We start from the raw sequence: 14,574 nt of genomic DNA on the forward strand, positions 1-14,574 counted from the left end.
GGCCCATTATCCGGCAAACCCGGCCCGCGCAGGGCGATGGCGACTCATGCCGTCATCGGAGCGGCGGCCGGGGTGGCCTGCTCGGCGTCATAGACCTGGTTGCGGCCGGCGCGCTTGGCGCAGTACATGGCATGGTCGGCGCGGCGCAGCAGCGAGGGCAGGTCGTCGCCGTCGCCGCGCATCGCCGCCAGGCCGATGCTGGCCGATACGTTCAGGCCCGGGATGGCCAGGATCGCGGTGACCGCCTGCACCTGCAGGCGCACGCTTTCCAGCCGGGCCAGGGCGCTGGCGCGGCTGGCGCCGGGCAGCAGCACCAGGAACTCCTCCCCGCCCATGCGGATCACATCATCGCGGTTGCGGACCGAGTCGCGCAGGTTGCGCGCCACCGCCACCAGCACCTGGTCGCCCACCTCGTGGCCATACTGGTCGTTGATGTCCTTGAACAGGTCGATGTCCAGGAAGCCGATCGCCAGCGGCTGTTCGTCCTGGCGCGCGCGTTCCAGGTACTGCGCCAGCAGGCGCAGGCCGGCGCGGCGATTGGGCAGCCCGGTCAGCGGGTCGGTGTCGGCCAACTGGCGCATTTCATCGCGCTGCTGGCGCAGGCGGCCCAGGCGCAGGTTCAGCGCATAGGCGGACATCATCAGAAACCAGGTGGCGGCCAGCTGCAGCGTTTCGATCCGGTAGGCCACCAGCCACTGCGCATGCAGCGCATCGGCGATGATCATGATCCACCACGGTGCCAGCGCGCTCAGCCCGGCCAAGGCGTAGCGGTCGCGTCGCAGCAGCGCCCACACGCCCACCCCCAGGCACACCGCGCAGCCCAGCAGATACAGGTCTTCCAGCGCGGCCGCCCACCAGGTCAGCGCGGCCAGGCCCATCCACGGCACGCACAGACCCACCACCACCAGTGCCCACAGCACGGCCTGCTGGACGCCGCGCGAGCGTGGCCACAGCCGGTCGCCCCCGTTGAGCCGCCACAGCACCGGCAGCAGCATCGCCTCGGTGAACGCGCTCAGCGCCACCAGCCACCACGAGGACCGGTCGCCCACCGGCAGCCACGGCTCGGGATAGCCGCTGAGGCCCCCCAGCACCGCTTGCCACAGCACGAACACCAGGCACACGCCCACGTAGATCAGGAAGGATCGGTCCTTGGCGGTGACATAGCCGATCAACGCCGACAGCGCCAGCGCGATCGCCACCGCGATGCAGGCCGCGCGCACCAGCAGCCGCGCGGTGTCGTTCTGCTGCACCGGGCTGGGCGCGCCGAGCTGCACCGTGGGGATCCAGCGCGGTTTGAGCGGCGTGGCCCAGGACACCACGATAGGTTCGTGCTCACCCGCCTTGGGCACCACCACCATGCCCACCCCGGCGCGGAAGCGCGAATCGCGGGTGCGCGCGTCGTGCATGCTGCCGCAGATCTGGCGGTCGCCATGGCTGATCCGTACTTCGCCGGAGAACACGCCGAACACGTCCACCGCCTGCGGTTCGCCCGACCAGCCTTGCGGCGGCGCAGGGACCGCCAGCACCTGCTGGTGCCGCGCCAGGACGTCGGCCGAGCAGGCGCGTTGCGGCGTGCGCTCGGCGGTGGCCGCCCCCAGCAGCAGCACGTCGGTGCCGGCCCGGGCCGGCGCGTTGGGAACTGCGCTGGCGGCAGCGAGCGCCGGCAGCACCAGCACCAGCCAAGCCAGCAGCAGCGTTACTGCATGTTTGCCAACGAACCTGCCAAGCCAGTGCCCCACACGCCTGCCCGCCCATCGATGTTGCCGCCACGCACGCCGCGTGACGCCCCTGGCCGGGATTATCGCAAGTTCCCGGCCACTTCACCCTCCCCGCCGTTCAGCCGGGCCGTCGGCCCAACGCTCAGGGCGCGCCGCTGCGGCGGTCGGCTGCCACGCCGGTCCGCGCCGGCCATAACGCGGGCTGGGTCATCCGCTCAAGCGCCATCGGCCGTTCGATCGCATAGCCCTGCAGCCCATCCACGCCGAGCACCTGCAGCTGCTCGGCAACCTCGTCCGATTCGACCCACTCGGCAATCACGGTCATGTGCAGCTCGCGGCCGATCTCGGTGATCGCGCGTACCGCCGCGCGGCTGACCGGATCGATATCCATGTCGCGCACGAACACGCCGTCGATCTTGAGCATGTCCGCCGGCAACTGACGCAGGTAGCTGAAGGAGGACAGGCCTGAGCCGAAGTCGTCCAATGCGACCCGGCAACCCCGCGCCTTGACCGCTTCGATGAAGTTGCGTGCCTGGGCCAGGTTGCTGATCGCCGCCGTCTCGGTGACCTCGAAGCACAGCTTGCGGGCGAGGCCGCGATTGCGCTCGAGCAGATCGCAGACAAAGGCCAGGAAGCTGGGTTCGGTGATCGACTGCGCCGACACGTTGACGTTGCACAGGCCCAGCCGCTGCACGTGTGCCGGGCACACCTGCAGGTGGCGGAACAACAGTCCCAGCACATGCCGGTCCAGCGCCATGCCCATGCCGTAGCGCTCGACGGCGGGCATGAAGTCGCCCGGCATCTGCAGCACCCCTTCGGGGCTGCGCATGCGCACCAGCACTTCGTAATGCAGGTACGCCGGATCGCCGACCCGCTCGATGCGCTGCGCGTAGAGCAGCATGCGGTTCTCGGCGATCGCACTGGAGACCCGCGCCAGGCGTTCGGCTTCCAGCCGCCGTTCCTCCAGCGCCGGGCGGCTTTCGTTGTAGCAGTGCACACGGTTGCGCCCGGCCTCCTTGGCCGCATAGCAGGCACTGTCGGCCGCGCTCATCAGCCAGTTCACGTCCACCGTCTCGTCGGTGACTTCCACCAGGCCGATGCTGCAGCTCAGCCGCGGCGACCCTTCGCCGTGCTGGAAGCTGGCCTGGCCGAGGTTGCGGACGATCCGCTGCAGCACCTGCTTGGCTTCCTCCTGGCCGGCGTTGGCCAGGAACAGGGCGAATTCGTCCCCACCCATGCGCCCGACCCAGTCGCCCTCGCGCACCGCCCCGACCAGGTAGTCGGCGAAGCTGTGCAGCAGCTGGTCGCCGGCGGCGTGGCCAAGTCCGTCGTTGACCAGCTTGAAGTAGTCCAGGTCGAGATAGCACAGGCTGTGCACGCCGCCGTGGCTGCGCACGTCGATGAGCGCCTGTTCGAGCAGGCGTTCGATCTCGCGGCGGTTGATCAGCCCGGTCAGCGGATCGTGGCTGGCATGGTGTTCGACCTCACGCGCCAGCGCATGGTTCTGCGAGACGTCCTCGACGATGGCAAATACGGCCGGCTCGCGCCCGGGCGTGCGCACGACGGTCCCGCTCCAGCGCCCCCACATCAGCCCGCCATCGGCACGCCGGAAGCGCAGCTCGCCGGGGCGCAGCTGGCGTATCCAGTCGATGCCTCCCTGCGCATCCAGCACCAGTTCGCCTTCCACCAGCAGATCCTGCAGCGGCATCCCGAGCATCGACTCACGGCGGTGGTCGAGGATGTCGGCCATCGCCTGGTTGGCTTCCAGTACCCCGCCGGCATGGTCGAGTTTGAGCATGCCGACGGTGGCCTGGTAGAAGGCGGCGCGGAAACGTCCCTCCTGCTCCAGCAGATCACGCCGCACCCGTCGCGACAGCAGCACCGCCACCAGCGTGATCAGCAGCACCGACAAGCCGCCCACCAGCAGCGTGGTCATGCGTACGACCGAGGCGGTGCGCAGCAACGACGCCGAAAATGCCTTCGCCTGCGCCTGCAGGCTGCGATCCAGCAGGTGCAGGTGGTCCAGGAGCGCCTGCCGCTGCGGTCCGGTGCCGCCGCCATTGGCGTGCATCGCCGCCGCGCGGTCGGCGATCTGCACCAGCTGCTGCAGCCCTGCATCGGTCTGCTGCCACAGCCGCACCGCGTCGCGGAAGTAACTCATCCGGCCCAGGTAACGGAACGACACGATCAGGCGGTTGATGTCGCCCGGCGCGTTGCCGCCCTGCACGAAACCGCGGCGCGCCGCCGCCAGGTCCGGATCGGCCTGTTCCAGCGCCCGCCGCGCAGCCAGATCGCCCAGCGGCACCGCCCAGGCCGTGCGCGCTTCGGCCAGGTCGGCCGGGTCTCCCGAGTTGATGTAGCGGCCAAGCGCGAAGCTGGCCTGCTGCTGGCTCCGCGACCAGTGGCTCTGGCCGACGATCCACGCCGTCGAGGCGGCCTGCAATTCCTGGATCAGCGCGGAAATGCCCACCAGCCCGATCGCCATGCCGGTCAGCAGAACAAAGCGCAGGGTCAGGCCCCGCGTCAGATACGGTACCGCCGTTGCACCAACATCCCTGCCAGTTGCCAGCATCGCGGATCCCCCCGGAGCCATGGAGTGAGTATCAAGCCCGATGAAGTCAGGGACTCAGGCTAGAGCGGGCAATGTTGAGGCGGTGCGAAACCCGGAAACGACAACGCCAGCCCGGGGGCTGGCGTTGTCTGGACCGCGGGGGCGATCAGGCGTTGCGCGGACCGCGCGGCTTGAAGCCGTCACGACGCGGCGGACGGTCGTCGCCGCCCGGGCCGCTGCGCGGACCACCCGGGCCACCCGGGCCGCGCGGCTTGCCGCCGAACTTCGGCTTGAACGCCGGACGCGGCGACGGGGTCAGGTCTTCACCCGGCTCCACCTTGCGCATCTGAAGCTGCTGGCCGGAGACCCACACCTTCTTCAGGTGGGTCAGCAGGTCCTGCGGCATTTCCGCCGGCAGGTCCAGCACCGAGAAGTCGTCATGGATGTCGATGCGGCCGATGAAGCGGCTTTCCAGCCCGGCTTCGTTGGCGATCGCGCCGACGATGTTGCCCGGCTTCACGCCGTGCACGTGGCCCACTTCGATGCGGAAGGTTTCCATGCCCGGCTCGGCGGCACCACGCGGGGCGATGTCACGGCGCGGGGCGCGCTCGACGCCGCCGTCGCTGTTGCCGAAGTCGCCTTCCGGACGCGGCGGACGCGGGCCACGGTCGTCTTCACGACGCGGGCCACGCTCGAAGCGCGGTTCGAAACGGGCCGGACGCTCGCCACGGTCGTTGCCGCGTTCGTTGCGCTGCTGCGGGGCACGTTCTTCGCGCGCACCACGCACCGGCGGGGTCAGCAGGAACGGCGAATCGCCCTGCAGCAACTTGGCCAGCGCGGCGGCGATCTCGATCGCCGGCACGTTCTTCTCGCCTTCCAGGCGCTGCAGCAGGTCGCGGTAGAACTCGGTGCCACCGGCATCGAGCACGTCGCTGATGCGGCTCATGAACTTGGTGATGCGGGTGTCGTTGACCGCGTCCACGCTCGGCAACTGCATCTCTTCGATCGGCTGCCGGGTAGCGCGCTCGATCGCACGCAGCATCCCCTTTTCGCGCGGGGTGGCGAACAGGATCGCATCACCGGTGCGGCCGGCACGGCCGGTACGGCCGATGCGGTGCACGTAGCTTTCGGTGTCGTACGGGATGTCGTAGTTCAGCACGTGGCTGATGCGTTCCACGTCCAGGCCACGGGCGGCCACGTCGGTGGCGACCAGGATGTCCAGCTTGCCTTCCTTCAGCATGCCGATGGTGCGCTCGCGCTGGGCCTGCTGCATGTCGCCGTTGATGGCGGCTGCGGCCAGGCCACGGGCCTGCAGCTTCTCGGCGAGTTCTTCGGTGGCGGCCTTGGTCCGCGAGAAGATGATCATCGCGTCGAACGGTTCCACTTCCAGGATGCGGGTCAGCGCGTCCAGCTTGTGCATGCCGCTCACCCACCAGTAGCGCTGGCGGATGTTGGCCGAGGTGGTCGTCTTGCTGACGATGGTCACTTCGGCCGGGTTCTTCAGGTAGGTCTGGGCGATGCGGCGGATCTGCGACGGCATGGTGGCCGAGAACAGAGCGACCTGGCGGGTTTCCGGCAGCTTCTTCAGCACCGCTTCGACGTCGTCGATGAAGCCCATGCGCAGCATTTCATCGGCTTCGTCCAGCACCAGGGTCTTCAGTTCGGACAGGTCCAGGGTGCCGCGCTCAAGGTGATCGATCACCCGGCCCGGCGTACCGACGATGACATGCACGCCACGACGCAGGGCCGACAGCTGCTGACCGTAGGGCTGGCCGCCGTAAACGGGCAGCACACGGAAACCGGGGATGCCCGAGGAGTAGGTCTGGAACGCCTCGGCAACCTGGATGGCCAGTTCGCGGGTCGGCGCCAGCACCAGCACCTGCGGCTTGGTCTGGTTGAAATCGAGATTGGACAGCACCGGCAGCGCGAAGGCGGCGGTCTTGCCGGTACCGGTCTGGGCCTGGCCCAGCACGTCACGGCCTTCCAGCATGGCCGGAATGGTGGCGGCCTGGATCGGYGACGGGGTTTCATAACCGACGGTGGCGACGGCCTGCATCACAGCGTCGGACAGGCCGAGATCTGCGAACAGCAGCGGCGCGGGGGATTCTTGGGACATGGGAAACTCCGAAACACTGCCGTTTCAAGCGGCAGTGAGATAAAAAAGGGGGATGGTCCGCGCTTTGGGCGCCCTTTCTTATCGCGTGCCCTAGCGCTGCTCGGTCGGAGGAGAATTCACTCGCTCAGGGGGCGATGATACCGCATTGTTCCTGAACAACGCGTACAGATTTCCGCATGCATCCCCTTCTGCAGCGTGCTGGCGCACAATACGCGCCCTCTTCCGGCCCGGCCCCACGTCCGCGCCCCTTCCCAGGATACCCGTTCCATGCAGACCCTCGAATTTGAACTGGACCGCGACTACGTCGAGCTGAAGCAGCTGCTCAAGCTGGCCGACCTGGTCACCAGCGGGGGCGAAGCCAAGACCGTGATCGGCGACGGCCACGTCCTGGTCGATGGTGAAGTGGAACTGCGCAAGGCGTGCAAGATCCGCGCGGGCCAGATGGTCCAGTTCGGCGACACCGTCATCCACGTCATCGCCGATTCCGACGCGCCCTGATCGGTCGGTCATGACCGCTGGTGGTGACGTCTCAGCGCTGGGTCAGGTGCGCGGCGATCAACCGGCGGAACGGCGTCACCCCCTGCGCCAGGCGCAACCCGGCCCGGCGCAGCACCCGGGCCGGCAGGCGGTCGTCGGTATACAGCGCGGCGATGGCGTTGGTGGCCTCATACAACGGGCGTGACGCCAGCCGGTGGCCGCGCTCGTAGGCGGACAGCCCACCCGGGGCGGCAATGTCGGTACCCCGCACCGCTGCCCGGGTCAGGATCGCGGCCAGCCGATGCTGGCTGAGCAATCCCAGGTTGAACCCGTGGGCGGTGACCGGATGCATGCCCACGGCGGCGTCGCCGATCAAGGCACAGCGATCGCCGACGAATGCGTTGGCATACACCCCCACCAACGGATAGGCCTGTGGCCGCGCGGTCGGCTGCATCGCGCCCAGCCGGTGTTCGAAGAAGGTGCTGATGCTGCGCCCGAAGCGGTCTTCGTCCTGCGCCAGCAATGCCTCGATCTGGCGCGGTGGCAGGGTGATCACCGCCGAGGCCTGGTCGCCGTTGAGCGGCAGCAGCGCCATCGTGCGCCCATAGCCGAACCACTCCCAGGCGGTGTGCCGGTGCGGCACCTCGATCTGCATCCGGCAGACCAGCATCGACTTGCCGAAGTCGCGCATGCGCGCGCCTATCCCGAGCATGCGCCGGGTGCTGGAAAAGCGGCTGTCGGCGGCGACCACCAGGCGTGCGACCAGGCGGCGCCCATCGGCCAGGGTCACCACGCTGTGGCGCGGCCCGGCGACCACCCCGACCACCCGCGTTTCATCCAGCAGTTGCAGGCCGCGCTGGCCCTGCACGCTGTCCCAGGCGGCGCGGCGGATCAGATGGTTGGGCACCAGCCAGCCCAGGTCGCCATCGGTGCGCTGGGTGTTGGCAAAGGTCAGCGCGAACGGCGAGCCGCCGTCCAGGACCTTGGCATCCCGCAGGGAGGAGATCTCGGCCGGGTCCAGCCGCGCCCAGATGCCCAGCGTTTCCAGGATCTGCCGCGAGGCGTGGGTCAAGGCAATCTCGCGGCCGTCGAACGCCGGCTGCGCCAGTGCAGCGCGCGGCTGTTGTTCGACCAGGCTGACGCGCAGGCCGCTGTCGGCGAGCGAGCGTGCGAAGCACAACCCGGCCGGTCCCGCTCCGACCACCACCACATCCACCGGCTGTTCCGGTGCGCACTGCTGCTGCGGGCTTGCGTCCGACATGTTCCATCCTGCGGTTGCGTGTCGGTGCCAGCTTACCGCCGTTGGCCCAACCCCCGCCTTGATCTGGATCAGCGGGGTCGGCCGGGATTCACCCGTGTTCTACAGCAGGGCGAAGATCAGCTTGATGATGCCGATCAGCGAGACCACCCACACCAGGCTGCGCACGTACGGCACCCCGGCGGCATACAGCGGCAGGTAGACCACCCGCGCCCAGAAATACAGCTGCACCGCCAGGGCGGTGGTGCTGTCCTGGCGCTGGGTCAGCACCACCGCCAGTACGGCAGCAGCGAAGAACGGAAAGGTCTCCATGAAGTTGGACTGGGCGCGCTGCAGGCGCCCGGTCAGCGGCCGCACCGGCGGACCCTGCGCATCGCGCGGCGAGGCGTTCCACTTCAGGCCGCGCTCGTGAGTGACGGCGGTGGACGCGGCAAACAGGTGCACCAGGCCCAGCACCATCGACCACGCCAACATCTGGATCTCGATACTCATGGGCATTCCTCAGGGAGTGGCGGCACGCACGCTGTAACCGGCCAGGCGCCAGACCCGATCTTCGTCGAGCCGGAAGGAGACCAGTTCGCGCACCGGCTGGGCGCTGTTGGCAAACCGCGTGGGGAAACTGACGTTGATGTAGAGCCCTTCGGGCACCGTCGCGCCCGGCGCGTACTTGACCCGGGTCACCACCGGCTGACCACGCGAAGCCAATGCCCCCAGGCGCTTGCGATCGGACGTGAGCTGGCCGACGAAGGCCTGTTCGGTGACCGATTTCTTCGCGATCGCCGAGGCGCCCTTCCAGGCCTCGGCGGCGCGGTTGGCGTCCACCAGCTGTGCCACCTGCAGCGCGGCGGCACTCAACTCGGCGTCCTGCTTGTGCACCTGTGCCTGCTGCGCCGGGGTCAACGCCGGCCGTGCGGCCGGTGCGGCGGCCGGTGCCGGGCGCGCCGGGGCCGGGGCGGGCGTGGCCGGTGGCGGGGTCTGCGCATGGGCAACGGCGGCCAGCAGGAACGAGGACAGCAGCAGCGGAACACGCATCGGGACACCGTTGGCTGGAAAGAAGGAGGCCAGTCTACGGGAACCCCGTGAGTGGTCCGTCAGTTGCGTTCGGCCGCTTCCGTCGGTGTCTGCCCGGCATCACCGACGGTGCGTTCGGTCGGCGCCTCGCGCGTCGGCGTCACGCTGGATGGCAACAGCGTGGACACATCGATTTCCGACAGCGGGCTCTCGTCCGGGCAGGTCACATCGGGGAAGCCGAAGCGCTGCTTGAGGGTCTGCCCGCAGCTGTTCACCGCTTCCAGCTCACTGCCGTCGTGCTTGCACTCCTGGTCGAAGGCGACGAGGAACGCGTCCTTGCGGCGCACGAAATCATCGCCGCATTTGCGCATCTGCTTGATCCGCTCCAGATCGTCCTGCACCGCGTTGGTGCCATCCAGCCCGAACTGGCGCAGTTCCTCGCTGCTCAGCAGGCGCAGGCTGCGGTTGGGCACGGTCATCATCAGGTCGGCCACGCCCACCGCCACGCCGTTGCGCTGCAGGTAATCCTTGACGTTGTCGTAGACCTCGTGGAGTTCGCGGTTGAGCTCGGCGCGCGAGGTCGCCTTGGAACTGATCCGCATCATCCGGTGGATGCCGACCTTGCCGGCCACCAGGCGGTTGTCGCCGGCAGCCAGTACGAACACACACGCGCTGTGGCAGACCGAGCCTTCGCGGATCCAGATGGTCCAGTTGGATTCGCCGATGCGGTCGCCGCCCACGATCGCCGCTTCGACCTGGCCGCCGCTGGAATCCAGGTCGAGGATGCGCTTGGAGATGTGCTGCGCGTCGGCCACCATCGCCAGCCGCGCGACCAGTTCGGAGAACCCGGGGTTGATCTTGCCCGCGTACCGCACCCGCACCAGGCCGCGTTCGGCGCACGGTGCCAGCGCCGCATCGATGCTCTTGCGATCCAGCGCCTCCAGTGCAATGCCATCACCGGCCGCGCCGGCATAGTCGGTATCGCAACTGACCCAGGCCTTGCCGTTTTCCAGTGCGGCCTGCGGCCAGCCCTGGTCGCCGCGCTTGGGCGGCGCGGGCAGCGGGGCGGGCACATCGGCGGCGTTGATCGACACCATGTGGTCGCCGTCGGCACTCTGCGCCCGCACCGCCTTGTCGGCGGCGGTGACATTGCCCGGATTCTCCAGCTGGCTGCAACCGGCCAGGCCCAGGCACAACAACGGCAACCACCACGACTTGAGCAACATGAACAACCCGGTATCCCTACAGAGGAGCGCGCGCAGCGGCACGTGAATGCACAGTCTAGTGCGCAGCGCCCGCTTGGCGGCAACCTGCCCTGAACCACGCCGTCGCGCGATGGCATTGGTGTCCGAAAATGGCGAGCCCGACCGCCGCCCCGGGCATAGACTGGCGCCCATGGATACCGCCCTGCCCCTGGACCACGCCGCCTGCGAAAGCGCCCGACTGGCGCGCGACGCACGTTTCGACGGCGTGTTCTTCACTGCGGTGCGCAGCACCGGCATCTATTGCCGACCCGTGTGCCCGGCACCGCCGCCGAAGCCCAGCAATGTCGACTACTACCCCACCGCAGCCGCAGCGGCGGCGGCCGGCTTCCGGCCGTGCCTGCGCTGCCGTCCCGAACTGGCACCGGAGGCACAGGACGCGCTGAGCAATGAAACCCTGCAGCGCGCGCTGGCGTTGATCCACGACAGCTTCCTGCAGGATGCGCCGGTGGCCGATCTGGCCGCGCGGCTGGGGCTGAGCGCGCGCCAGCTGCAGCGCCTGTTCGTCGCCCGGCTGGGCGCGGCCCCGGCGCAGATCCACGCCACCCGGCGCCTGCTGCTGGCCAAGCAGCTGCTCACCGAAACCGCCCTGCCGATCACCGATGTTGCCATGGCGTCGGGCTACAACAGCCTGCGCCGCTTCAATGCCGCGTTCGTCGAGGGCTGCGGCATGCCACCCACCGCGATCCGACGCCAACGCGGCAGCGTGGACGCTGGCACCCTGAGCCTGAGCCTGCGCCTGGGCTACCGGCCACCGCTGGATTTTTCCGCGATGCTCGGCTTCCTGCGTCGCCGGGCCATTCCCGGCATCGAGTGCATCGACGAGGACAGCTACCAGCGCGTGATCGGCCCGCCCGAGCGCCCCAGCGTGATCCGGGTCAGTGCCGATCCCAAGCGCCCGGAGCTGCGGCTGCAGCTGGGCCAGGTCGATCCGCGCGCGATTCCCTCGATCGTGCGCCGGGTCCGGCGCATCTTCGACCTCGATGCCGACCTGCGCATCGTGCACGCCACGCTTGGCAAGGATCCGCTGCTGGCACGCGGCATCGCACAGCGCCCCGGCCTGCGCGTGCCCGGCGGCTGGGACGGCTTTGAAGTGGCGGTGCGCGCGGTGCTGGGCCAGCAGGTGAGCGTCGCGGCGGCCACCACCCTGGCACGCCGCGTGGTGGATCGTTTCGGCCTGGTGCTGGAGGGCATGGCGACGGGCCTGGACCGTCAATTCCCCACGCCGCAGGCGCTCGCCGATGCACCGCTGGAAACGATCGGATTACCGAAGACACGCGCGGCCACCGTGCGTGCCGTCGCTGCCGCCGTGGCCGAGGGCCGCCTGGATTTCCAGGCCGGGCAGCGCCTGGACCAGTTCGTCGAACGCTGCGTGGCCCTGCCCGGCATCGGGCCGTGGACGGCGCATTACATGGCGCTGCGCGCGCTGGCCCTGCCCGATGCGTTTCCCGCCGGCGACCTGGTTCTACAGCAGGTGCTGGGTGGCGACACCCGCCTGACCGAGCGCGCCACCGAAGCCCACTCGCAGGCGTGGCGCCCTTGGCGGGCCTATGCCGTGCTGCACCTGTGGCACCTGTCCACCCCCACTTCCGGAGTGAACCCATGACGCTGCTCTACGACACCTTCGACAGCCCGATCGGGCCCCTCACCGTGGCCGGCGACAGCCAGGGCATCCACCACATCCTGTTCGAGAACAACCGCTACGACGCCAAGGGTCGCGCGCAGTGGCAGCACGATGCGCACGCACTGCGCGATGCACGCACGCAGTTGCTGCAGTATCTGCACGGCCAGCGCCAGCAGTTCGACCTGCCGCTGGCACCGCACGGTACGACGTTCCAGCTGCGCGTGTGGAAGGCGCTGGCCGATATTCCGTTCGGGCAGACCTGGAGCTACGTCGACCTGGCGCGTCACATCGGCCACCCCACCGCCAGCCGCGCGGTCGGCGCCGCCAACGGGCGCAATCCGCTGCCGATCGTGCTGCCCTGCCACCGCGTGATCGGCAGCAGCGGTGCGCTCACCGGTTTCGGTGGCGGCCTGCCGACCAAGGCCGCGCTGCTGCAGCTGGAAGCGCAGCGCGATGCGTTGTTCGCCTGATGCCTGTGCCATCGGTTGTCTTCGCGGCGTCACTACGGCGAACTATGATGGCCGGATGACTTCCGTTCGCCTTCCGTTGGCGCTCGTCGCCACGCTCACGCTCACGCTGGCCGCCTGCGCCACCTCGCCTTCCACTGCGCCCGTCGCCCTCGACACGGCCGCTGCGCACGCCGCGCCGAGCGCGCGACCGAAACTGCTACTGGTCTCCATCGACGGCCTGCGTGCGGACATGCTCGATCGCGGCATTACGCCCAATCTGGCCCGCATCGTCCGCGACGGTGTGCGTGCGCGCTGGATGACGCCGTCGTATCCGTCGCTGACCTTCCCCAACCACTACACGATCGTGACCGGCCTGCGTCCGGACCACCACGGCATCATCCACAACAGCATGCAGGCCGAAGATCTGGGCACGTTCCGCCTGAGCAAGCCCGAGGCCGTGACCGATGCACGCTGGTGGGGCGGCGAGCCGATCTGGGTGGGCGCTGAGAAGGCAGGCGTGCGTACGGCGACCTGGTCGTGGCCGGGCAGCGAAGCGGCCATCCAGGGCGTGCGCCCCAGCCAATGGCGCGTCTACGACAACAACGTGCCCCTGCCCGACCGCGTCGACCAGGTGCTGGCCTGGGCCGGGCAGCGCGATGCGCAGGCACCACAACTGATCACGCTGTACATGGAACAGGTCGATCACGCCGGTCACGACAAGGGCCCGGATTCGCCCGAATATGCTGCTGCGGTGGTCGAGGTTGATGCGGCGATCGGTCGCCTGCTCGATGGCCTGCAGGCGCGTGGTCTGGATGCGGACACGAATGTCATCGTGGTCTCCGACCACGGCATGGCGAACGTGGCTGACGGCCACACCATCGCAGTGGAAGACATGGTCGATCCGTCAATCGCCAAGGATGTGTCAGTCGGCCAGTCGGTCGGTTTCGCGCCATTGYCGGGCAAGCAGCAGGAGGCCGAGCGGGTGCTGCTGGGGGCACATGCGCGCTACGACTGCTGGACGCGTCAGACGCTGCCGGCACGCTGGCACTACGGCAGCAATCCGCGCATTCCGCCGATCGTCTGCCAGATGCATGAGGGCTGGAATGCGCTGTCGCGCGCGAGCATCGCCAAGCGCACGCCGGGCGATCGCGGTTCGCATGGGTATGACAACGCACTGCCCTCCATGCGCGCGGTGTTCATCGCACGCGGTCCGGCGTTCAAGCAGGGTGAGACGTTGCCGGGTTTCGACAACGTCGATGTCTATCCGCTGCTGACCCGCCTGCTCGGCATTCCCGCCGCACCGAACGACGGCGATCCGAAGACCTTGTTGCCGGCGTTGCGTTGATCGCGCAGTACGTTCCGAACGCCCCGCCTGTATTTCGCTTGGCTTGGTTCTGAAAGCAGTGCCGGAGCAACGGCGGCGAGTGTGCACCTTTGCTGGTTTGGGCGGGGGCGTGTGGGTTCGCGGGACACGCCGTAAATCCATCCGTGGAGGCTCGCGTACGCCATCCATGGCGTACGACGGTCCCGCCAACCCACACACCCCCACCCTCGACAGTTTTCCTACGGCCGAGGGCGAGCAGAGCAGAGCACAGCACAGCACAGCAGAGCAGAGCAGAGCAGAAGTGCTCCTCCGCCGTTTCGTTGCGCGCCCGGACACTGTCAAGGGCGGGTACGGGTGGGTTGGCGGGACCCTCAAGCCGCATGGATGCGGCTTGGGAGCCTACACGGACGTATTTACGGCGTGTCCCGCCAACCCACCCGTACCTGCCCAAACCAGCACAAGCACGCACTCGCAGTTCTGGATCKGGCTGTTGATCCAGAACTTGATCTGGAAATTGATCTGCACCTGAAAAAATCCCAAAAAAAAACGCGGCGCAAGCGCCGCGTTTTCTTCGACCCGCCTGACGGGATCAACCGGCCTTGGCGACAGCCTTCTTGGCAACGGCCTTCTTGGCCGGCGCCTTGGCAACGGTCTTCTTGGCGACCGGCGCAGCTGCGCCCACGGCCACCTTGCTCACCACGTGCGAGCGCGAATTGCCGTAGCTGGCGTTGAAACGCTTGCCCTTGGCGGTCTTGCGGTCACCCTTACCCATGTCGTCAACTCC

At 68.6% G+C, this 14,574-nt stretch carries 12 protein-coding genes; 4 read left to right on the forward strand and 8 right to left on the reverse strand.

Annotated elements, in window-relative coordinates; genetic code table 11:
- Positions 1-44: 44 nt before the first annotated feature.
- From AC1DR7_RS01485 to AC1DR7_RS01495, 3 genes are all read right to left on the reverse strand, one after another.
- On the reverse strand, positions 45-1,676 hold the full coding sequence (locus AC1DR7_RS01485; protein WP_457318493.1) for a sensor domain-containing diguanylate cyclase: 1,632 nt from the start codon (positions 1,674-1,676) through the stop codon (positions 45-47).
- Positions 1,677-1,860: 184 nt separating this feature from the next.
- A complete protein-coding gene (locus AC1DR7_RS01490) occupies positions 1,861-4,290 on the reverse strand; it encodes a putative bifunctional diguanylate cyclase/phosphodiesterase (protein WP_457318494.1) in 2,430 nt (809 codons plus the stop codon).
- 145 nt (positions 4,291-4,435) lie between these two features.
- The gene (locus tag AC1DR7_RS01495) at positions 4,436-6,385 is read right to left on the reverse strand and encodes a DEAD/DEAH box helicase (RefSeq protein WP_478051311.1); all 1,950 of its coding nucleotides are present in this window, start codon (positions 6,383-6,385) and stop codon (positions 4,436-4,438) included.
- Between the two features lie 267 nt (positions 6,386-6,652).
- Between AC1DR7_RS01495 and AC1DR7_RS01500 the strand changes: the two genes are divergently transcribed.
- The gene (locus AC1DR7_RS01500; RefSeq protein WP_457321532.1) at positions 6,653-6,883 is read left to right on the forward strand and encodes an RNA-binding S4 domain-containing protein; all 231 of its coding nucleotides are present in this window, start codon (positions 6,653-6,655) and stop codon (positions 6,881-6,883) included.
- A gap of 31 nt (positions 6,884-6,914) precedes the next feature.
- On the opposite strand, the gene ubiM is transcribed toward AC1DR7_RS01500, so the two are convergent.
- The 4 genes from ubiM to AC1DR7_RS01520 form a co-directional block, all read right to left on the reverse strand.
- A complete protein-coding gene (ubiM, locus tag AC1DR7_RS01505) occupies positions 6,915-8,123 on the reverse strand; it encodes a 5-demethoxyubiquinol-8 5-hydroxylase UbiM (RefSeq protein ID WP_478054340.1) in 1,209 nt (402 codons plus the stop codon).
- 99 nt (positions 8,124-8,222) lie between these two features.
- Complete coding sequence (locus AC1DR7_RS01510; RefSeq protein WP_457321527.1) at positions 8,223-8,618, reverse strand: MAPEG family protein; 396 nt, start codon at positions 8,616-8,618, stop codon at positions 8,223-8,225.
- A 3-nt stretch (positions 8,619-8,621) separates the two neighbouring features.
- Entirely contained in the window at positions 8,622-9,152 is a 531-nt protein-coding gene (locus AC1DR7_RS01515; RefSeq protein ID WP_478052670.1) for a DUF4019 domain-containing protein, read from the reverse strand.
- A gap of 59 nt (positions 9,153-9,211) precedes the next feature.
- Entirely contained in the window at positions 9,212-10,354 is a 1,143-nt protein-coding gene (locus AC1DR7_RS01520; RefSeq protein WP_457319328.1) for a COG3904 family protein, read from the reverse strand.
- Positions 10,355-10,526: 172 nt separating this feature from the next.
- On the opposite strand from AC1DR7_RS01520, the gene AC1DR7_RS01525 reads away from it, so the two are divergent.
- From AC1DR7_RS01525 to AC1DR7_RS01535, 3 genes are read left to right on the forward strand one after another with little or no spacing between them, the layout of a single operon-like run.
- Entirely contained in the window at positions 10,527-11,999 is a 1,473-nt protein-coding gene (locus AC1DR7_RS01525; protein WP_478052051.1) for an AlkA N-terminal domain-containing protein, read from the forward strand.
- On the forward strand, positions 11,996-12,487 hold the full coding sequence (locus AC1DR7_RS01530; RefSeq protein ID WP_256776846.1) for a methylated-DNA--[protein]-cysteine S-methyltransferase: 492 nt from the start codon (positions 11,996-11,998) through the stop codon (positions 12,485-12,487). Before AC1DR7_RS01525 ends, AC1DR7_RS01530 begins: the two co-directional genes overlap by 4 nt.
- Positions 12,488-12,542: 55 nt before the next feature.
- Complete coding sequence (locus AC1DR7_RS01535) at positions 12,543-13,811, forward strand: alkaline phosphatase family protein (protein WP_478076371.1); 1,269 nt, start codon at positions 12,543-12,545, stop codon at positions 13,809-13,811.
- A gap of 568 nt (positions 13,812-14,379) precedes the next feature.
- On the opposite strand, the gene AC1DR7_RS01540 is transcribed toward AC1DR7_RS01535, so the two are convergent.
- A complete protein-coding gene (locus AC1DR7_RS01540; RefSeq protein ID WP_038689543.1) occupies positions 14,380-14,562 on the reverse strand; it encodes a 30S ribosomal protein THX in 183 nt (60 codons plus the stop codon).
- Positions 14,563-14,574: the final 12 nt, after the last annotated feature.

The organism is Stenotrophomonas sp. P5_A9 (genome assembly GCF_056400525.1).